16 protein-coding genes and 1 other RNA gene are annotated in these 22799 nt (G+C 24.5%); 11 read left to right on the top strand and 6 right to left on the bottom strand.

Annotated elements, in window-relative coordinates; translation table 4 throughout:
- Positions 1-33: 33 nt before the first annotated feature.
- The 6 genes from DMC14_RS00585 to DMC14_RS00560 all read right to left on the bottom strand — a co-directional run bounded on the left by DMC14_RS00585 (position 34) and on the right by DMC14_RS00560 (position 12908).
- Entirely contained in the window at positions 34-1329 is a 1296-nt protein-coding gene (locus DMC14_RS00585; protein WP_116171900.1) for a thymidine phosphorylase, read from the bottom strand.
- Positions 1329-2045 (bottom strand): purine-nucleoside phosphorylase, encoded by a 717-nt coding sequence (deoD, locus tag DMC14_RS00580; RefSeq protein ID WP_116171899.1) that lies wholly within the window; start codon positions 2043-2045, stop codon positions 1329-1331. Before deoD ends, DMC14_RS00585 begins: the two co-directional genes overlap by 1 nt.
- A 98-nt stretch (positions 2046-2143) precedes the next feature.
- A complete protein-coding gene (locus DMC14_RS05715; protein WP_116171898.1) occupies positions 2144-2887 on the bottom strand; it encodes a DNA-processing protein DprA in 744 nt (247 codons plus the stop codon).
- Positions 2888-2984: 97 nt separating this feature from the next.
- Positions 2985-3283: RNase P RNA component class B (gene rnpB, locus DMC14_RS00570), an RNA gene on the bottom strand.
- An 85-nt stretch (positions 3284-3368) separates the two neighbouring features.
- Positions 3369-11342 (bottom strand): SGNH/GDSL hydrolase family protein, encoded by a 7974-nt coding sequence (locus DMC14_RS05710; RefSeq protein ID WP_137412647.1) that lies wholly within the window; start codon positions 11340-11342, stop codon positions 3369-3371.
- Positions 11343-11351: 9 nt separating this feature from the next.
- Positions 11352-12908 carry a TrkH family potassium uptake protein gene (locus DMC14_RS00560; protein ID WP_116171896.1) on the bottom strand — a complete coding sequence of 519 codons (1557 nt, stop codon included), beginning with the start codon at positions 12906-12908 and terminating at the stop codon, positions 11352-11354.
- A 175-nt stretch (positions 12909-13083) separates the two neighbouring features.
- On the opposite strand from DMC14_RS00560, the gene DMC14_RS00555 reads away from it, so the two are divergent.
- The 11 genes from DMC14_RS00555 (at position 13084) to DMC14_RS05695 (ending at position 22770) form a co-directional block, all read left to right on the top strand.
- On the top strand, positions 13084-13779 hold the full coding sequence (locus DMC14_RS00555; protein ID WP_116171895.1) for a potassium channel family protein: 696 nt from the start codon (positions 13084-13086) through the stop codon (positions 13777-13779).
- A 9-nt stretch (positions 13780-13788) separates the two neighbouring features.
- Positions 13789-15120 (top strand): C1 family peptidase, encoded by a 1332-nt coding sequence (locus DMC14_RS00550; protein WP_116171894.1) that lies wholly within the window; start codon positions 13789-13791, stop codon positions 15118-15120.
- Between the two features lie 120 nt (positions 15121-15240).
- Complete coding sequence (locus DMC14_RS05705) at positions 15241-15543, top strand: 4'-phosphopantetheinyl transferase superfamily protein (RefSeq protein ID WP_116171893.1); 303 nt, start codon at positions 15241-15243, stop codon at positions 15541-15543.
- Between the two features lie 9 nt (positions 15544-15552).
- On the top strand, positions 15553-16350 hold the full coding sequence (locus DMC14_RS00540) for a lysophospholipid acyltransferase family protein (RefSeq protein WP_116171892.1): 798 nt from the start codon (positions 15553-15555) through the stop codon (positions 16348-16350).
- Positions 16351-16390: 40 nt separating this feature from the next.
- Entirely contained in the window at positions 16391-17203 is an 813-nt protein-coding gene (locus DMC14_RS00535) for a segregation/condensation protein A (protein WP_116171891.1), read from the top strand.
- Positions 17193-17816: an SMC-Scp complex subunit ScpB gene (scpB, locus tag DMC14_RS00530; RefSeq protein ID WP_116171890.1), complete on the top strand. Its 624-nt coding sequence runs from the start codon at positions 17193-17195 to the stop codon at positions 17814-17816. Before DMC14_RS00535 ends, scpB begins: the two co-directional genes overlap by 11 nt.
- The gene (locus DMC14_RS05700) at positions 17809-18645 is read left to right on the top strand and encodes a pseudouridine synthase family protein (RefSeq protein WP_116171889.1); all 837 of its coding nucleotides are present in this window, start codon (positions 17809-17811) and stop codon (positions 18643-18645) included. The genes scpB and DMC14_RS05700 overlap by 8 nt, the downstream gene beginning before the upstream one ends.
- A gap of 9 nt (positions 18646-18654) precedes the next feature.
- On the top strand, positions 18655-18957 hold the full coding sequence (locus DMC14_RS00520; RefSeq protein WP_116171888.1) for a glutamyl-tRNA amidotransferase: 303 nt from the start codon (positions 18655-18657) through the stop codon (positions 18955-18957).
- The gene (locus DMC14_RS00515; RefSeq protein ID WP_116171887.1) at positions 18947-20272 is read left to right on the top strand and encodes an amidase family protein; all 1326 of its coding nucleotides are present in this window, start codon (positions 18947-18949) and stop codon (positions 20270-20272) included. The genes DMC14_RS00520 and DMC14_RS00515 overlap by 11 nt, the downstream gene beginning before the upstream one ends.
- Complete coding sequence (gene gatB / locus DMC14_RS00510; RefSeq protein ID WP_116171886.1) at positions 20265-21680, top strand: Asp-tRNA(Asn)/Glu-tRNA(Gln) amidotransferase subunit GatB; 1416 nt, start codon at positions 20265-20267, stop codon at positions 21678-21680. The genes DMC14_RS00515 and gatB overlap by 8 nt, the downstream gene beginning before the upstream one ends.
- Positions 21670-22770: a YhjD/YihY/BrkB family envelope integrity protein gene (locus DMC14_RS05695; protein WP_116171885.1), complete on the top strand. Its 1101-nt coding sequence runs from the start codon at positions 21670-21672 to the stop codon at positions 22768-22770. The genes gatB and DMC14_RS05695 overlap by 11 nt, the downstream gene beginning before the upstream one ends.
- Positions 22771-22799 lie beyond the last annotated feature (29 nt).

The following is a 22799-nucleotide window of genomic DNA, read 5'->3' as shown; positions in this document are numbered from 1 at the left end:
CTTTAAATAAATTTATATTTTATTTCGTATAAATTATAACAATTTAGCCAAAACTTCATTAACTTCAAAAGGTTTTGGACTAAATTCAACAACATTTAATAAATCTTGAGACAATGTTTGATCAATAGGCTTTGAAGAATATAAGGTAAAAAGTATGTCATCAATTTCAACAAAATCATTAGTTGACTTATTTAAATAAATACCAGCCTCATAATCTATATTATCTTCTTTTGTGTTTCTACCAGCTCCTAATTTCATAGCTACTAAACCAAATTCTATAGCTGAATTAATTTTTAAAAATCCTCGTTCTTTTGATTTGATTAAATATTTATATTTAGGTGCGAATCAATCATTTTTATAAATTTCTTCTACTTTACCACCCTGAGATCTAATTCATTCATCAAATTTTTTTAAAGCCTTGCCATTATTAATATTTTGTTTAATAAGTTCTCTTGCTTCTTTTTCTGTTTTTGCCATTTTAGATAATATTAATAATGTCGCCCCAGATGAAAAAATAATTTCAGTAAAATCCTTTGGCCCTTTTCCCTTAAGGGTTTCTACTGCTTCCAAAACCTCAATTTTATTTCCAATTGCTCTACCAAGTGGTTTTTCCATATTAGTAATCTCTACCGCAACCTGTCTACCCAGTCTTTTACCAATTTTAATCATTAAATTTCCAAGTTCTTTAGCTTGATCAAGATTTTTCATAAAAGCACCATTTCCACATTTTACATCAAGTAAAATACAATTAGAACCCGTTGCTAATTTTTTAGACATTATAGAAGAAGCGATTAAGGGAATTGATTCAACAGTTCCTGTTACATCTCTTAAAGCATAAATTTTTTTATCGGCTGGAACTAATTTTTCATTTTGGCCTACAATCGCAATATTATGCTTTTTTACATTATCTTTAAATTCTTTATCACTTAAAGAAATTTTGTAACCCGAAATAGATTCTAATTTATCTAGAGTGCCACCGGTATGTCCCAATCCTCGTCCCGACATTTTTGCCACTGTTAATCCTAAGGATGCTAGTATAGGACATAATGCTATACTAACTTTATCTCCTACTCCGCCAGTAGAATGTTTGTCAACTATAGTTTTATTTAAATAAGACCAATCAATTACATCACCTGAATGCATCATAGCATCAGTTAAATAAGAAGTTTCTATCTCATTTAAAGAATTAAGTCTTATAGCCATTAATAAAGCGGCAGCCTGGTAATCAGGAATTGAACCATTTACATAATTAGTAATAAAAAAATTTATTTCTTCTTTAGAAAGTTCTAGTTTTTCAGCCTTTTTATTAATAACATCTATTATTCTCATTATTGAAAATCCTTTGCTAATGAAAGAGACAATTTCATCATTTCATTAAACGAATTTTGTCTTTCTTCACTAGTTGTATATTCATGAGTTACTAAGTTATCTGAAATAGTTAGTATTGTTGCTGCTTTTTTATTTAATTTTTCAGCTACCGTGAACAAACCGTAGGCTTCCATTTCGACACAAACAGCTCCACCAGATTTTGTTACTCTTTCTTGTACAGTTTGATCAGCATAAAAAGCATCTTCACTTAAAACACGATCAAAATGAATATCCATTTTTAATTCTTTGGCTCTTTTTAAAATTAATTCATTTAGTTCGTGGCTAGGTGTTGCAATGTTATTATTATCACCTCTAATAATAGAATTTCTAAAAGTAGAGCTTGCACTATATGCAGAAGATGCTAAAACCATTTCATAATTTTTTATATCTTCTCTAAATGAGCCGGCTGAGCCTATTCTTATAATAGCTTCTACTCCATATTGGTCAAATAATTCATATGAATAAATACCAATAGATGGTACTCCCATTCCTGATGCACAAACAGAAATTTTGTTTCCTTCATAATATCCAGTATACATTAGCATATTCCTTACATTAGAAACTAATTCAACTTTTTCTAAGTAATTTTCAGCTATATATTTTGCTCTTAGTGGGTCTCCAGGCATTAAAACTAATTTAGCAAAAGCGCCTTCTTTTGCGTTTATATGTGGTGTCATGTTACTCCTTCAAATTTATATTTTTTTATAATTACATTAAAATTTTATTACAAATTTGGTTATTTATAATGCTTTTATGACAACCTTAAACTAACTAATTAACATATTGGTTTATTTTCAGAAACTAGTTCAGCTCCTTGATTAATTAGATCTATATTTTGATCATTTTCTAAATGATCTTTAAATAGTAAGCATTGTATATCTTTCCCTTGGTCTAAAAATTCATTAATTATATTATTGTATTTATATTCTAAAGAAGAAAGTAAAATCATTTTGTGGCATAGACCAGCATTTATTCTACTTCTAGCGCTATAGGCTATTTTGGTAATGTGGTATTCATTAGGATATTCTGATAAAAATAAGCAATTTTCATCTAAATAATAATTTAAATTTAAATTTTTTATTGCTCAGTTTATTCCACAAGGCAAAATTACTATAACTTTTACTTGTTTATTTAACAATTGTTTTAATATTGATTGTTCAAGACCGTTCCAATAAAGATTAATAAAAGTAGTTTCAAAATCCCTTGAAATTTTATTTACATATTTATTAATATTTAGAGTTTCATAACTACCAGTTAAATAAACAATTTTTTTCGCTTTTGTCAAAATCTCTAAATTACCTTTATAATGTAAAACAAAAGGCGGCTTTCTGTTTGCTAATAATTTTTGTGGATAATCACTATCTAATATGGTTATATATTTCTCATTATTTGTGTTTATTTGGTTTATAAAATTTTTATAATCTTCCTCTTTTATTTGTTCTTTTTGCTTTATAGCATTATAAATTTTGTTTCAATCCCCTTTGTATTTATAATTAAAATATAATAATAATTCATTCATTGTTTTCTCCCTTATAAATATTATTTTTAATTTATTTTTTATATATAAAGTTTTTAAGAAAAATAAAAGAAAAAAAGACGAAAACGCCTTCTTTTTACACTATAAACCGCTTTTTGTACTATATTACTATAGCGCCAACTATTTATCTAAGTTATAAAACTTCCTAATTTTAATTCATTTATCTCTATTAGGTTCCCCTACCAAAATTTGGGTTTCTAACTCATGGAGTTTACATCGTTGCACCTTAACTAAATAAGCTCGTCTCTGTTGCACTTGTCGTCAACCACAATTGTGGCTGCCTAGGCTTATTTGGCCTAGCATGATCACTACTCGCATCGCAGCGAGTGCTAGAGCGGATTTTCCTCTACGTTTTAACCGCAGCAGTTGGCCGTGCATGTATTATTTTACAACAAATTTAATTTATTAATTAAATAAGTTGATATATAAAACTTGATGCCTAATTTAGACACCAAGTTTATTTTTAATAAAATTCACCTTCTTTAACTTTGTTTAGACCAGACCAAATAGATTTAGAAGTTTTGTTATTTATTGCCATAAATTTACCATAACCACCTTCTTTAAGAGTTAAAAGAATATATTCTTTTTTAGATATAGCATTCTCTTGGCCATCTTCAGTTACTTTATATTTAAAGTTCTTTAATTTAGATTCTTCACCTTCATTATATCCTGAACTAACAATAATATAATTAATTGATTCAGGTCCATAATTTTTTTCTTCAAAGAAAATATATGAGCTAAAAAATAAACCTTTTTTCTCTTCAATTAAATAATTAGTAAATTGACGTAAATGATCTGTTGGTTTGAAAAACCTTTGCATTCCAGAAAACTTACTTGCAATACCTGGAACTAATTTTAGATTTGTAGCTTCTTGTAATTCTCATAAAATTGCTCTTCCACCAGAATATAAATTCAATTCAGTAAAACCACCGTTTTCACGTTGTTTTTCTAAAGTTTCACGCCCGAACATTTCAAATATTGCAAAATTCATAGCAACTTGTATTCTATAAACCGCTTTTCATTCTTCTGTTTGTGATCTTTTCTTGAAACTTAAACTATCATTTTTAGCATCACTAATTGAATATTGATCCCATAGTAATGAGAAAATTGAATTTAATAAAACCAAAGGATCTAAATCTGGGCTTATATTATCAGGGTCATCTGCAGCAGGAGGAGTTGGTTGTGTATTTAAGTTGTTTATAGAAGCCATTTTTCTTAGATCTTTCATAGTTGTTCTTTTTGTCTTATCTTCATTCATATTTATATTTCTTAAGGAATTGTAAATAAATGAATTTTCAAAATTACTTTTTCCAAAAATTAAATTAACTAATTTAACTAATCTTGGGCCATTTATTGCTTTAGTTTTTCCTATAAATTCTCCAATTATTTTAGCATCTCCCAATCCAAAACCAAGTTTGATTTTTTCTAAAGCATCAGTTAACCATTTTGTTGGTTCTAGAATTGAGAAATTCTTACTGAAGTTTGTAAAATGATCAATTGTTCTTTTTATTATTTTCTTCTTGTAATAATCAGTTTTCACTAAATCATTAAATATATCAACAACAACATCTTTTAATAATTGTTTGTCATCTTCTGTAACATTTTCTAATTTTAAATATTCAACCATGCTATTAATAATAATCTTCATGATTTCATTATCTTGAATTAATTCTTTAAATATTTTGTCAATATTTTCTTTTAATTTTTCTGATAATTTAGCTAATGTTTTATTAATTGCTTCTCCAGCAGTATTAGTGTTTGCAATTTTTGAACCACTTAATATTTCTATTATTAAGTCATTTAAGGTTTGTTTAAATGCAGGTTTTTCGATAAAAATGTTTGCAATTTTTTTCAAATCTTCTTTTGGGACTATTGTTTGTTTTAATGCTTCTCAATTAACTTTCTTAATTTGATCTTTAATAATGCTATTTGCTACTTCAATAACTGATTCTTTTGCATTAATATCGCTAGGTTCTATTGAACCATTTAAACCTATTAATGCATTTTGAATAATACTTTCTAATTTTAATAATAATTGTTTGTTTTCTTCATTATTATTTTGAGAATCATTTGGATTTTCATTATTTAATTTTGGAATGTTTCTAGTTAAGTAACTATATAAAGATTTTAATTCTGTTACTATTGTTTCCTTAGTTAAATCTTTAGATAAGACACTTTTTATAATTTTTTCAAATATTTCAGGTTTAAATATTGATTTATAATCTAAATTGCTTAATATTGAAATAATTTTTTTGTTTAATGTTTCTTTATTTATAGTACCTTCTAAAATGAATATGTTAGCATCTAATATTTTTTCTATAAAATCAAAACCAAAATCAGTAATTATATTTTGTTGTTGATTTTCTAAAGTATTAATAACTCTTATTAAAAGAGAACTAATATTTTTAATTTCATCGCCAATACTATCAAATTTATATTTTTTATTCAATTGACCAAATACAAATTCTAAAAGTTTATTTATATATTGATTGTCTTTTAATGTTTCAACAAATGTATTTTTAACATAGTCTTTTAAACTTTGCTTATTTGTATTAAAGAATGTTTTAATTAGTATATTAATATCGCCAATTGATTCTAAAGCATTTTTATCTAAATCAATAGCAGAAATAATTAGTTTTTCAAATGTGTCTTTAGATTTAGAACCTTCAAAAACAATTTTAATAATTTTATCTATTGTTTCCTTAGCAAAATCTGTTGCTTGAGAATCAGATTCTAAAATAATTTTTTCAACAAATTTTAATTTATCTTTAGCAAAATTTTTAATATTTTCAGAAGCTAATATTTTTTCAACAAAACTTGGAATTAATAATTTAATAGCTTGTCTATCATTGCTATCCAAAACAGAAAGACTAGTTTTAATAAATTTAAATATAGATTCTGCTGGTAAACTAATAGGTTTTTTAAATTGAACTATTTCCTTATTAATATTTTGTTCATTGTTTCCAGATGAATTTTCTGGTAACTTAAATAATTTGTCAAATTCTTCAAATTTATTTATAAATAAGTAAACAAATGAAAATAATTCTTTTGATTCAATACTGTCTATAAATTCAACAACTTTATTTATATTCAAACCGTTTATAATATCGCCAATTTCAATTAAGCCATTAAAGTTATATTCTTTAAAATTCAAATTATGTTCATTTAAATTTTTAATTAATAAATTCATTGAAGAATTAATTATTTCATTAGTAATTTCTCAAGTTGATATAGAGTTAATTAATTTTAATGTAGTAGATTCCATTTTTTGTTTATATTGGTCTTCAATGTTTAAATTGTTTAATTTTTGGGCCATTAATCCAATTAGTAATTTTGCTACATTATTTTTAATTGGTTGTATTTCTGATAAATCCATTACTTCTTTAAAAATAGAATTTGCTTTTTGTCTTAATCATTCTTGATTAATTTCAAAGGCTTTTTTAATTCATGATTCAAAATCATTTGATTCATTAATTACTTCTGGTAACAATAGTTTTTCTATTAATTCATTAAGATTATTTTTAATTAAAACATCAAATTTTGCTGTAATTAAGTTTTTAATTCCATCTATTATATTTCTTAAATAATTTTTGTTTTCTTCATTTAAACCTAAATTATTTAAGTTTACATTACTTAAAGCATTTGAAATTATATTAATATCAAACTTTTGTCATGCTAAATCAATAATTGCTTTTTTAGAAAGCATTATTTTTAAAACTTTAAATAATTTTTGTTCATTTTCTTTATCATTTTGTCCATTTTGTATTAATACTAAATTCAATATATCTTTTATTTGTTTAGAATCTAATGTAAAGAAATTGGTTATATTTTTAAATAATTTAGTTTTAAAATCTTTAAATGAAATTAAATCATTTTGATTTTCTAAGAAAGAATAAACATGTTTTTTAAATTTATTAAATAGTTCTTTTCCTTTTAAATTAGACATAAAGGACTTTAAGTAATCTGCAATTTGATTTTTTTCTTGTTCTCCAAATGTAACATTTAGTTCTTTTTCTATCATTAAAGTAATTGCGTTACCAACTGTAATAATAATTTCTTCGTCATTTAAGGCTTTGTCAAAAACTTTATTAATAAACTCGTCAGTTTTGTTTGTTTTTAAAGATTTAAATAATTTTAAAACAATTGATTTAGGACTTAAATCCACTGTTTGTTCAGAGATTAATATTGTTTTTAATATGTTTGTAAAATAATTCTTGTTTTCCACTTCAAGAACATGTTCATAAACTTTATTAATAATTATAGTGGCTAATTTATTTGCGCTATTTTCTGTTTGATTTGTAATTTTATTTAAAATTGCTTCATCAATTTTCTTAATTTCTTCTTTTAAAATTTGTATTATTAATTTTTTGAAATTCTTATTTTCTTTTATTTCAAATATAGCATCTGATAGGTAAGGTATTAATTCATTTCTATCATCAATTGATAATTTATTAATAGCTTTTGTTACAATAGCAAAAATCTTTTCTAATTCAATTTTTGATTTGGGACCACTTTGATCTTCATTTTTTTTATCTGGAATAATTTGAGATAAAATAAGTGGAACATTAATTAAAGCTGTTTTTATTACTATTTTAATTTCATCTTTTGATAAATTGTTATCTATGAATTCATTAGCCAATTGATAAATATCAAAATTCTTAAACTCAATATTCTTTGTAAAATCTGTAAATTCATATTTTTTAAAATTCATTCCATGTTTTTTCAGGTTTGATTCTAATAAAATAAATAAACCGTCAATTACTGGAGAATATAGTTTTTTATTTTGTGCAAAATTGATAGTCTTTTTCATGAAAGATTTTAAATTATTTTTTTCAACTTCACTTAAATTGTTGTAATTCATTTTTTGACTTAAATAATGAATTATTATGTTGATAATACTATTTTGATTTTCATCTGAAGACAATAATGTTTCATTTAATGTTTTTTCAGTTAATTCTTTAATTAGTAAGCTATTTTCTGATAATATCAATGATATAAATTCATTAATATTTTTAGCTTTTTTAATTTCTTCTTTTTCTACTGAACTTTTAATTAATTCTTTTAGTTTAGGTAAAAATAAATCATCCCATTTTTCAGTTACATTACTTAAGGTATTTGAAAGAATCAATTTAATTTCATTTCTAATTTCTTCAGGGAAAGCGTTTACATTGATTGAATTTTTTAAATTACTAATTTTGTCTTTAATGTTTATTTTTTTAATTACTAAATCGACAAAATTTTCATTTTTTAAAAATATTGTTATTACATTTAAAAATTTATTAAATTCTTCTGAGTTATTTGTGTTTTTTAAACTTATTAATTCTAAAATATTTTGAATAAAATCTGGGTTGGTTGAAATTGAAATAAAGTTTGATAGTTCTTCCTTTAAATAATTACCTAATTTTTCAAAATTATCTATTTTAGATTTGTTTATTTTTTGTATTGTTGAAATAAAATATTTTTCAAAATTATTATATAAGTTTGAATGTTCTATGCCTTTCAATAAATCTTCAATATAAGAAGAAATTAAGGTTATTTCTTCTGGTTTAAGTTCGAATGAAAAGTAAGAAACCATATATGTATTTACAATATTTGCTATAAAATCGGTATTTTTTGGAATAGCTATTTGTTTTAAAATGGTTTTAATAATATCTAAAACACCATTTTCATCTGCCCTCGCCATTATTGAAAGAGTAAATTTGTATATACTGTTTTGGTCATATCTATCACCATTATCAATTACATCGTAAACAAATGATTTAATTTTTTCAATAACTATTGGGTTATTAACGGAATTATAAAGATTTCTATATCCATCGCGCACAAAATCTTCTAAAGTTTTATATTTTGGATTAGCTTTTAAAATTTTGTTTTCTAAACCATATTTTCTTAAATAATTAGTTAAAGGATGAATAACAATATAATCACCCAAGCTATCTAAAAGTTGGTTTAATAAACTGTTGTTTTGGGTTACTTCATCAATTAATAAAAAGGCAATAGCTTTTAGTTGAGTTTTTCCTCTTTCATTTAGTTCATTATTATAATTAATTGAAATGTTTTTTAATAGTTTTAAAATAGAATCACGAGCTTTTTCATCTGCTAAATTTTTAATTTTGTCAATACTCATAAAGTTTTCAATTTGTATTAAACTAATAGCAAAATATTGCAAACCTCGATCGAATTTTGCTAGATCTAAATTTTCAATATTTGGCTTGTGACTTATTAGCGCAAAGAAAACTTTATTATTTTTGTTTAATTTAGAATTAGAAGTATTAAATAGTAGATTTGAAACAAAAGATTTTAATAAATTTTGATCTTTAAGGTTTTTGTTTGAAATTGCAGTTTCAATGTGCAATTCTAAAAATTCAGAATTATATTTAAAATCTTTTAAGCTTAAAATAATATTTTTAATAAAGTAATTTATATCTTCCAATCTATTGTCAGGAATAGAAAACATTTCTTTCATGCTTAATGTCAAATTATTAGAAATTAAATTAAATTCTTCTTCATGCTTAATTAAGTAATTTATTATAGATTTAAAAAATGTAATTGTTTCTGCTCTTGAACCTTTTAAAATTGAATTTAAAAAGCCTTCTAAATCTGGTTGCTCTATGTGTTTTTCATAATTTCTTAAACCAGAATCAACAAATTTATTAATCAATAAATTTAGTTTTTCTTTAACTTCTTTATCTTCTTTTGATTTATTTCAAATTTCAATTAATTTTCCTGGGAAAAGTTTGCTTACAATTTTATCTGAAAATAATATTTTAATTAAAGAAGGCAACTCTTCTTTTAATAATTTTTTATTTTCTAAATTAGAAACAAATCCTTTGCTTAAAACATCTTTAATAATTTTGTAAATATTGTTTTTTTCTCATAAATTATTTTTAAAAATAGATTTTATTTCTTTGATACTAATATTTCCATGTGATTTTTTATTTATTAAATCAATAATTTCAAAGTTAGACTTTGTTAATATTTTTTCGATATTATTTGAAGATAAAATTTGATTAAATAAATTAATAATAATTTGTTTTTTATTATTCTTAATTAATTTGTCTACTAAATTAGAAAATCAAACATTAATATTTTCATTTTCAATATTAAGAAAATTAAATATAGTTTTGCCTACTTCTTTAATGTTTTCTGGCAATTGATTATCACTAGTAAGCAAATTAGTTTTAAATTCTAATAATAATTTATACATAAAATTATTATTTGATTCTGAGCTTATTATTTCTTGATTCTTCTTAATTTTTTCAAATTGGTATTCACGTTTATATGTATCAGTGTTTAAACCGACCAAACCTACAATATTAGATTTAATTAAACTTGCTTTTTTATCAAATTCTAAGGCTATTAAATGTTCAGAAGCCTTTTTAGGATTAAATAACTTATTATAATCTTGCGATGAAATAGACATTTTAAGAAAAATGTCTTGCGCCAATTTTTTATAAGCATTATTTGTCGGATAAATGTTTAATAAATCTTTTGAAAAATCTTTTGGATTTTTTAAAATATATTCTTCATTATTAAAGGAATAATAATTAACTTTGGTTTCTTTTGCAACACTTTGAATTGCATTATTTAATTCTAAAATTATTGAATTAAAAGTATTTTGATATTCCTTTGTAGAATTAATTAGTAAAAAATGTAAGAAAGGTGAAATATATCCAGTTAAATTTATATTTACATTTTTATTTAAATTCCTAATTTCATTAATTATGTTTAAATAATTTGATTTTAAATTTTGAATTCTATTTAAACTTATGGCCCTGTATTTAACTAAAGCATCTTTAAGTTCCTTTTCATTTTTATAATCTTGAAAAATTAAACTTAATAATTCATCTTTTTTATAAATGTCATTAAAACCTATTGATAAAGTTAATAAATTTGCCTCTTTAATATTTTTTAATAGTTTATTGTTTTTATAATTTTGAAAATCACTAAATAAAGATTTTATTCTTTCTTGATTTTCTGAACCCAATTCTTTATTAAAATTAATCATATTTTTAAAATTAATAGAACTATATTTATCTGGGTTTAATAAATATAATCAATCACTTGATGTTGATTGTTGAAGACCAAAATTATAATAAGATTCTAATTGAGTTTTTTCGTCATTAAGTAATAAAATTGAATTAGCTAAATAAGAAGCATATGAAAGCCCATTCACTTCTTTTGTATTTGTATCGTAAAAATTATTTTTTTCAGCATTATCGCTATTATTATTTCCTATTGCATAATCATCACCTATTGCAATATACTTTACTTTTCCTTTTACAGGAGCTTGCAAATTAGGTTGAATTTTGTTTTTATCTGTCTCAGGGTCTTTGTTTTTTTTACCACAAGCGGCAGAAATAATTGGAGTAGCTAGAATAATAGCTAAAGCTGGTGTAATTTTAGCAATATTTTTAATTGCCTTATTTGTTTTCATGGTGTCTCCTTAACCAATTGACACATCTTCATATATGTATTGATAATGTTCTGATGCAGGTTTCACTCTTCCAAAAATTTTTATAGTTTGTGGAATACCAAATTGACCTATAATCATCATTGATATTAAGCTTAATTTTCCAACAACATGTAGATTTCTAGCTGAACCTGAAAGTCCTGTACTTAGTCCTGTATTACCGAAAGCAGAACATGTTTCAAAGACAACGAACAATAATGGGTAATTTTGTGTATTTATCATTTTTGTTTTATCTGGTATTGTAGCATAAGTAGTTATTGTAAATACTAAAATTAATAATATAGCAATTGCAAAAACGTTAACTGCTTTAATCAAAGTTTCCTTGCCAATTTGTCTTTTAAAAGCATTTATCCTTTTTCTTTCAGACATCATAGTTATTACACTTAAGAAAATAACTGCAATGGTTGTATTACGAACCCCACCTGCTGTTGATACTGGTGAAAATCCTATAAACATCAAAACACTATGTAATAGTATTGTAGATTGTGTAAAATTGTAGTAATTAACTGTTGAAAACCCAGCCGATCTAGTTGAACTAACTTGGAAATATAAAGCAAATATTTTTTCTCCAGCATTTCCGTATTCATTTTGGTATCAGAATGAGCCTTTAGATTTTGAAAAATATTCTAAAATAATACTTAAGCCAAAACCTAACACAGTTGTTACTATATAAGTTATTATTGTAAATTTTGTAAATAATTGAAATCTATGATTCGGTTGTGATTTTCTAGCACTTTGTATTTTTTTTCAGACATCATAAATAACTGGAAAACCAATACCACCAATCAAGAAAACAATTATTGTAATGCTTTGAAATGCATAATCATGATAAAACGGTTGCAAACTTTTATTTCCGAATAAGTCAAAACCAGCATTATTAATTGAGCTAATTGCATGAAAAATTCCTAATTTTATAGCTTGTCCAAAATTCATATATGGGTTTTGTTCTTGAGTCATTATTACTCTAGGGTCAAATAACATTTTATTTGCCTTAGGGCTAAAATCACTAGGAATAACAAAATTAGGGTTTTTTGTAAAATACAAAAGCATTGTAAAAATAAATGATGCAATTATGGTTGTAATTATTAGAAATGAAATTGCGATTTTTATCATTTTTCTTGTTTCACTAATAGTAATTGATCCGCGCTCTGTTTGCGAAACCATATTACTAAATAAATTTGATTTTATTTTTAAAATTGATTGAAATATATAAACTTTAAAAGTAAATATACCTATCCCACCGACGACCATACTCAGAGCAATTAAAAATTGTCCAAAACTATTAAAAGTTTCAGAAATAACAAGTGGAGTTAAACCTGTATCACTAAAAGCAGAAGCTGATACAAAAAGAACATCTATATATCTAGGTTTTGTTATACCTTCATTATGACTAGCATTTCAAAATAATAATAAGGAAATTAAAATAGTAAATAAAATATATATAATGAAAATATATCTTACGGCACCTAATTTCCGTAAAAATCTAAAAATAATGTTAGTTTTTCTAGAAGTTCTTCTTTTGTTTTTCATTTGCTAAATTATAGAGCAAAAATAAAAAAATATTATTTATATAATATATTCATGTTGGAAAAAAGCTTTTTTTATCAAAAATAGTTAACTTTTTATGTTAATAAAAACATAAATTAACTATAATCAAATATAGTGGTAAAATTTATATATTTATAATATCTGAAGGGAGAAAAACATGAAATTATTTAAGAAAATTAGAGAAATTTGCATTATTGGTGTGGGTCGTTTTGGGCAAGCAATAGTTCAAAAATTATTATCAGATAGAGAAAATAACATTAGATTAGTTATTGTTGATCAAGAAGAAAAACCACTTTTACAATTTAAAGATGAAGTAGATAGTATTTATATTGCCGATTGTGCTGATAGAAGAACTCTTGAGTCAATAAACATCAAAGAATTTGATGTTGTGATAGTCGCAACTTCTGATAACATTGAAATAGTTGCCGCTTTATCTGAGATGGGCGTTAATACAATTATAGCCAGAGCTTCTAACCCAAGACATGCTAGAGTTTTAAGACAAATTGGAGTTACTTATATTGTTTCTCCTGAAGAAGAAGCGGGGAAGAAAACTGCTATTTTAGTTTCAGATAATGCATTAACTCATTTTTCAGAAAATATAGTTGAAATTCAAGACGAATTTGTTAGTTCTTCTATTTATATAAAAAATCCTGAACTTTTTAATAAAAAAATTGGAGAACTAGATTTAAGAAATAAATATGATGTTTCAGTATCTTTGATTAAAAGAAATTCGAAATTCTTTTTGCCAAGTGGGAACTTTGAAATTCTAGAAAATGATTTAATTACCTTTATAGGAAAATTGGAAGATATTATAAAAGTTACACAATATTGCACAAAAGAAGCAAAAAAATAAGGAGACTGTATGGATAAACAAATAACAAAATCACAATTAGAAAAATATGAAAATAATTATGAAAAAAATTTATCAAACAAAATAGTAGAATCATCAATATTTAAAAATGGTTTAGCAAATAGTTCTATAAATAATGAAGTAATTAAAAAACATAATTTTGTTTTTTCTAACGAGACAAAAGTTGGAAGTATTACAAATCAAAAAAATAGCGGTAGATGCTGAATATTTGCGGGTTTAAATTCAATTAGAACAAAATTAATGAAGGATTTAAAAATTGAGTCCTTAGAATTATCACAAAATTATGTTCATTTTTTTGATAAGTTAGAAAAAGCAAATTATTACTTAAATTGAGTTGAAAAAAATGGTTTACAATTAGATAATGATGATAGACTTTTTAGACACTTTAATGAAGCTCCTATTTCAGATGGAGGTTATTGAGAATTTTTTGTTAATTTAGTTAAAAAATACGGAATTGTAACAAAAGATGCGATGAATGAATCTTATAGTTCTGAATCAACAAATGAAATGGTTACACAAATAAATTGAAGGCTAAAAGCTTATACAGCAAGAATGAGAAAAACTTTTCAAGAAACAAGGGATTTAAATAAGGTAAATTTATTAAAAAATCACGCTTTAGAAGATGTTTACAATATATTAGTAAAATCTTTAGGGAAACCTCCTAAATCATTTAGATTTGAATATATGAATAAAGATAAAAAATATGTTTCTTTGGAAGAAATGACTCCAATAGAATTTTTTGATAAATATATAGGAGATTATATTGAAAATAAAATAGATTTGGTGTCTGATCCTAGAAATATACATCCATATAATTCATTCATAGTATCACCTATTTCTAATAACATGGTAGGTGGTAAACCGTTAACAATGTTAAATGTAGATATTGAAACAATGAAAAAAGCTATGATTGAGCAAATTAAAGATGATGAGCCTGTTTGATTTGGTTGTGATGTTTCAACTTTTTCAAATAGGGATGGTATTATGGATTCTGAATTATATAATTATGATATAACTTTAACCAAAACACCAGAATTTTCAAAAGCTGAAAAATTTGAATCAAGAGCTTCAGTAATTTCTCATGCTATGAATATGGTGGGAGTAAATTTAGATAAAAAAGGCCTGCCAATAAATTGAAAAGTAGAAAATAGTTGAGGACCAGATAAAGGAAATAAAGGTTTTTGATCTATGAGTGATCAATGATTTACAGATTATAACTATATGGCAATTGTTGATAAGAAGTACTTACCTAAGGACGTATTAGCAGCTTATGAAAAACCATCTATTGAAATAAGTCCCTTTGATCCACTATGTTCTGAATAATTAAAAATAATTCTTAAATTTAAGTGCAAAATAAAGCACTTATTTTTTTAGTTTTTATTAGTTTTGAAGCAAATAATTATAATTATTTTATAATTAATACATTATTTACCAAGGAGAATTATGATTTCAGTTGATTTAACTAAAATAAAAAGATTTAAAAGAATATCGAAAGAAGCTATTAAAAAATTTCTTCATCCAACTGAAATAGAAAAATATCAAAAATTAAATAGGCCTGAAAAAGCCATATTTTTAGCTACTAGATGAGCTATAAAAGAATGCTTATTTAAAATAGATAACTCACTTTTTCAATATAGAGAGATATTAATTGAGAAGAACGAATCAGGTAGATATATATATAATGATTTTCAACTATCAACAACAAATGAAGATGGTTATGTTGTTGCTGTTGCATTTAAAAATTAAGGAGAAAAAATGAAATTACGTACAAGAAAATTTTGAAGATTTTTACCTCTTATACACAATATTTTAACTTTAAATAGTAAAGCGGATAGAAATAGAAGAATGCCAGAATATTATAAATTTGGTGAAAAACAACATTTTTTTCAAAAGTATGGTTCAAATATATTAAAACATTTAAATATTGAAGTTAAAGTTGAAGGTTTTGAGAATATACCAAGCGGGCCATGTTTATTAACACCTAACCATTCTACATATCTAGACCCATTAATTATTATGTCTTCTTTATGAAATCATGGAGATGGTTCTAAAAAAACTAGATATGGAACCTTTGTAGCTAGATCAGAAGCTAAATCTAAAAAAATTGTTTATAAAATTAGTGAATTAATAGATACATTTTATATTGATTTATCTAAACCAAAAGAAACACTTGCAGTTTTAAAAGAATTTGGTCAATATGTAAAAAGAAACCAAACTTGTGGAGTTATTTTTCCAGAAGGTACAAGAACCAAAAATGGAAAATTAAATGATTTTAACCCTGGAGTATTTTTATTAGCACAGTCTGCTTATATTCCTTTGGTTCCTGTAACTATAAATAATGCTGCAAATGCTCTTGATAATAATAGAAATGGTAAATTAACTATTACTGTTAAATTTCATCCAGTTATAAAACCACAACAATTTCAAACTTTAGATAAAAAAGATTTTGCTTTATGAGTTCATGATATTGTTAAAAAAGACTATATTGAACAAACGATAACTTCTAAAGAAACAATAAATAACACTTTCACTAAAAGAAAAAACAACAAATAGTAATCATATAAAAATAGATAAAGTAAGGTAATTAAATTTTATGAAAGAACTTAAAAAACCAGTAGTAAATGAAATTTCTTTTGAAGAAGCAGAAGAAATAATTAAGGGCGAAGATGAATATGATGATAGACATATTTTTAAATTAGCTAATTTTGATGGTCCTTTGGATTTGCTTGTAACTTTAATAAAAGATAAAAACATAAGCATTTTTGAAGTGGATTTATTTGATTTAGCTACTCAATATTTGGAAATTATCAGGCATCTTAAAAGTTATGAAATTGATATAGCTTCTGAATATTTAGTAATGGCAGCCACATTGTTGCAATTAAAGGCTAGAATGTTGTTGCAAGACCCTGAAGTAGAAGAAGAAATAAAACAGGAAAAGAAAAGATTGCTTGAACAAATTGCTGAATATGAAAAGTTTAAAGAAATATCTATTCTTTTAAGAGAACAAGAAGAAAAACGCCAATATTTATATTCAAAAGAACCAGAAGAAACTGAAGGGTTTGAAAGAGAATTGGACACTTCAATTTTAGATGGTCATTCAAATAGTTCAAAATTAGTTATTACATTAAGAAAAATGTTTGAAAGAACATATTCAGAATTAGTTAGAAATATAACTATTTCAACAATTGCTGTGAGTCCGGAAGAACAAAAGAAAAGAATAATTGGTTTATTTAAATCAAAAAACATATTAACTTTTCAAGAGGTGTTTCATGTTCCGACAATGGGTCATTTTGTTATAACATTATTAGCTGTTTTAGATCTAGCAAGACAGCAAATTGTTGTATTGGAACAAGAAGAAGATGAAGGAGATATTATCTTTAAAAAAGGAGTAGAGTATGAAGAATAAAATTATTGAAGCCTTATTATTTATCCAAGGTAGCGAGGGTGTTAGTTCGGAACAAATTAAAGATGTTTTTAAATTAAATACTATACAAGAAGGTAGAAAATTATTAAAAGATTTTAAACAATATTTTAATAATTTAGACCGTGGAATAAAAGTTCATGAATTTAATGATGTATATAAATTTTTAACCGTTGAAATAGCTAAAGATGCTATAGCTGATTTAGTTACAATAGTTAGAAAGCAAAGGTTGTCAAATGCTGCTATTGAAGTAGCTGGTATTGTTGCATATAAACAACCAGTAACTCGTTCTATTATTTCTAATATTAGAGGTGTTGCTAGCGATGGTATTGTTGCTAGTTTATTAGAAAAGGGAATTATAGAAGAAGTGGGCGTTGCTTCAACCCCCGGCAATCCTATTCTTTATGGTATTACTAATAAATTTTATGATTATTTTAAAATAAAAACATTAGCAGAATTACCCCCATTTCCAGAATTTAATCGTTATTCAGATATAGATGAAGAAATGGTTGATAAGGATTTCAATTTATTTGATTCACAAAGAAGCGATACAAATAATGATGGTGTGTTTATAGAGGAAGAAGAATTCGATGAATAATAAGTTTAAAGCAAAAAAAGACGACGTAGGTCGTATTTTATATAAGTATTTAATAAAAGTTTGTGATAATGTGCCTAAATCTAGAATTGAAAAAATTTTTAGAGAAAAAGATATTAAAGTTAATGGTGTCAGAACAAATGATAAGCAATATAAAATTCAATTAGGTGATGAAATTATTGTTTATGGAATTTCTGAAGTTTCAAAACCTCAGAAACAAAATACAGCAAACATAAACTTTAAAGTTATTTATGAAGATAGAAATATTTTAATTGTAGATAAAGCGATTAATGTTGCTATGCATTCAGAAGAAAATTCTTTAGATGATCAAGTTCATAAATATCTAAATTTTAAAAAAACTTCCTCATTTGTCCCTTCTTCAATAGGAAGAATCGATAAAAAAACTAGTGGTTTAGTTGTATATGCTAAAAATTACAAAACTTTAGTTGTATTTGATGAATTTCAAAATAATTTTGAAAGAGTTTATCAATTTGTATCAGATTTTAACCAAGATAAAATTGATATAACTGTTCGTCTTGAAAAAGATATTAAAAATGAAAAAATGAAAGTTAATCCCGATTTCGGAATTAAAGCTAGAACTATTTTTTATAAAGAAAGAAACAGAAATTTTGCTCAAATAATTACAGGTAAAAAACACCAAATTAGAGCAACTCTAGAATATTTACATTGTCCAATTTTGGGTGATACTAAATATGGAGGCAAAAAAGCTCGAAGACTTTATTTACATTCATATTCAATGAAATTTATTGGATTGCCTGAAGAATTTTCAGAATATAATGACCAAATTTTTATTTCTCAACCAAAATGATAGGAGATTTCTATGACTAAAACTAAAATGAAGGAACTTGCTAATAATTTATTGTTAGAACCAACAGAGGATATTTTTGAAATGGTAAATAAATTATTGTCTTCAATAGATAGTGAATTAAAAGATTTAGACGAATATGATTTAAATCATATTAAAGCTTTGTCGCATATTAATGAACAAAAAGTATCTTTTTTTAAGTTGCGTGAAGATATTCCTAATGATAATACAAAAATTAATAAACAATATATATTAAAAAATGCAGCAACAAGTGATTCTGACTATGTTACTATAAAGAAGGTAATAAATGGTGACTAAAAATATAAAAAAGATAATTCAAAATTTAAAAGAAGATCAAAATAATGCCATTGCTTATGTTTTTGAGAATGCAAAATTAAATTCAAGTGGTTTGCTAGCTAATACAGTTTTTAGTATTAAAGATAACTATGCTGATATTAATGTTAATGCTAGAGCTTCAAGCAAGTTTTTAGAAAATTTTAAACCTCAATATAAATCAACAGTTATTAAATTGCTAGAAGAAGAAGGATCGACTTGTGTTGCTAGAACAAACTTAGATGAATTTGGTCTAGGCGGATCGGGTGAATATTCTGCTTTTGGTCTAATAAAAAATCCATTAAATACAAAACATTTAGTAGGAGGATCTTCATCAGGTGCTGCTGCAACTTTTAGTAATGATATTGATTTTGCTATTGGTTCTGATACGGGTGATTCAGTTAGAAAGCCAGCTTCAAATATAGGAAAAATTGGATTTAAACCATCATATGGAGCTATAAGTAGATATGGTTTATTTGCTTTTGCTACTTCGTTGGATACCGTAGCTTATTTTAGTCATTCAGTTAAAGATCTTATAAAAATATCTTCAGTTTTATATAAGCCAGACTTTGAAAAAGATATGACTTCTATAGATTTAAGTTTTGATTATAAAAATATAAAGGAAATAAAACCTAAAAAAATTGCTTATTTAAATTGTTTTGATAAATTAAATCCTGATATTTCTATAGCGTATAAAGAATTTTTAAATAAATTAGAAAAAGAAGGTATAGAACTTATTAAAGTTGAAGAAAACTTAAAAATTTTAAATTCTATTGATGTAATTTATAAAGTTATTGCTTTTTCTGAAGCATCATCTAACTTATCAAATTTAACAGGTGTTCATTTTGGGCAAAGAATAGAAGGAAAAAATTGAATGGACTCTTATACTAAAACTCGTTCTATAAATTTGGGAAAAATGGTTCAATCTCGTTTAATTTTGGGCTCATATTTTCTTGAATCAGAAAATCAAATAAGATATTTTGTCAAAGCTAAAAGAATGAGAAGAATTATGAAAGAATATTTTGATAAAATACATGATTTAGCTGATATATTTATTTACCCAGCAACAAATGATATTGCTCCAGAAATTGGCAAAGAATCAAAATATAATTCTTATTTAAATAATATTTTAACTTATGCAAATTTGGTTGGTAACCCCTCATTAACAATGAAATTGAAAGAGGATTCAATAAAAAACTTACCCTTTAATATTTCAATTGATGCAAAAAGAAACAAAGATACTAAATTATTTTCTCATGCATTATATTTAGAAAAAATTTTGGGAGGCAAATATGAATAATTGAGAATTAGTTATAGGAATTGAAATTCATTTGGAATTAAACACAAAAACAAAAATGTTTTCTTCTCAACCCAATTTGTACACAAAGAACGCCAATATATATGTTTCTCACATAGATTTAGCTTATCCAGGGTCTCTTCCTTTAGTAAATAAAGAAGCAATTATTAAAGGCATTAAATTGGCAAAAGCTTTAAACATGACAATAGATAGAAATATAAGATTTGATAGAAAAAACTATTTTTATCCAGACTTAACTAAAGGTTATCAAATAACCCAACAATTCAACCCAATTGGAAAAGAAGGTTTTACTAAAATCAAAGTTGATAATAAATGATTTCAAGTTCCTATAGAAAGAATTCACTTAGAAGAGGATACAGCGAAATCATTACATGAAAAAGATTTAACTTATTTAAATTATAATAGGGCAGGCATACCTTTAATCGAAATAGTTTCTAAACCTGCAATGCATTCTGCTAAAGAGGCAGTTGCATATGTTGAATCGATTAAACAAATAGCTCTTGCTTTAAATATTTCTGATGCAAAAATGAATGAAGGTAGTTTAAGGGTCGATTTAAATATTTCAGTTAGAAAAAAAGGAACTCAAGATTTGAATACTCGTGTCGAAATTAAAAATTTGAATTCTACATCCAATATAGAAAAAGCAATTGAATATGAATTTAAATATCAAGTAGACTGTTATGAAAATAATAGATTTTTTGCTCAAGAAACAAAAAGATTTGATGAGTCTAAAAATATTACAGTTTCAATGAGATCTAAAGCAGATTCAATTGATTATAAATACTTTCCTGATCCTAACATCCCATATATTGAATTACCTGAAGAAGTTATAGAGTCAATTAAAATTGAAGAATTACCTTATGACAAAGAAAAAAGATATGAATTAAATGGATTGAATAATGTACAAATATCCCAACTAATAAACAATGTACATTATGCTAATTTTTTAGATAATTTAAAAACAAGCAACTTTAAAAAAACAGCTAATATCTTTTTTTCTGAAATTGTATCTTTTTTAAATTCAGAACAATTAGAATTAAAAGGGTTAGAATTAGATAATGAACAAACATCACAATTAATTGAATGAATTATTAAAGGAGATATAAATAAAAACAATTTAAAATTAATTTTAAAGAAGCATTTAGAACAACCATCTTTAAAATTAAAAAATTTGATAACTCAAAATAATTGGTTTATAGAAAAAATAGAATTTTCTTTGGATAAAATTATTCAAGAAATTCTAAGTGAAAATGCAAATTTAAAGGAAGAATTTAAAATTAACCCAAACAGAGCTTCTAAATTTATGATGGGGCAAGCCATGAAAAAAACAATGGGTAAAGCTAACCCCATTGAGCTAAACAAAAAAATAAAGGAATTATATGAAGCGTAAAAAGAAAGATATTTTGCAAACTGGTTGAGATAATAACAATGATGACGATAAAGATGATGTAAAAAAACAATATAAGTCAAATTCATTATCTTCAAAACAAATTGTAAAAAATAAAAATAAACAAAATATATTAGAAAGAATAGTAAAGTGAGTTATTTATGCTATTCTATTTATAGCTATGCCCAATTATATTAAAAGTTCTAAAACTAAGGGTAAAGAGATTGTCAATTCTGCTTATTCAAAAATAAATTCAAATGAGTTTGCTTTTGTGCCAGCTGGATATGCAATGTATTTGTTTTTATCATTTATTCCAACTTTAGGATTAGCTGTGGGAATTATAGGTGCTATAAATGAAAGTTACGAAACAGTTATTAATGTAATAATATTAGGGCAATTGATACCTGGTATTAAGGAAGTTATGCCAGCCTTTAGTTTAATTTGACAAAGTGCCGGCGGAATAACTGCTTTTATATTATTAACTTTGTCAATATTATGATTAGGTTCAAAAGGGTATGCTAAATTTATTTTATCCTTTGATGCACTTTATGAACACAAATCAACTAATTTAGTTTGAAGAACAAGAGTAAAAGGATTTTTAACAAGTATTTTTATTACATGTTCTTTAATAATAGCTTTATTAATTGCGTCTTCTTTTTTGAATTTTATATTAAAGAATGGTTTTGGTGTTGTTGTAACTGACAAAATTGAATTAAGTAATTTGCCTTGAGAATTTCAATTAATTTTTTGATTACCTACAATAATTTTTCTCCCCGCAATTACTTATGCTTCATTTTTATTATTCTTTAAATTTTCTCCAAACTTTAAATTAAAATTTTCTCATGTTAACCCAGGCTCTTTAATTGCAGCAATACCTACTTCATTTTATATATTAATTTTTGGTTCTTTAACTTCGTTAATTAATTATAAAAAATTTGGTGTCGTAGCTTCTTTTATGTACATCATATTATTGCTAAGTGTTATGTCATATTTTATATATAGTGGAGTAATTGTTAATTCGAGTTTTTATAAAACATTTGTTAACTTACCAACAATACAAAAACAAAGTATTTTTAATCGTAAAAGAGTGTAAAAATGATAATAAAAAAATATTAATATTAA

This window comes from Metamycoplasma phocicerebrale (assembly GCF_003383595.3).
GTDB lineage: Bacteria > Bacillota_I > Bacilli_A > Mycoplasmatales > Metamycoplasmataceae > Metamycoplasma > Metamycoplasma phocicerebrale.
Note: the sequence above shows the minus strand (reverse complement) of the source record. Positions and strands in the feature narration are given on the sequence as shown.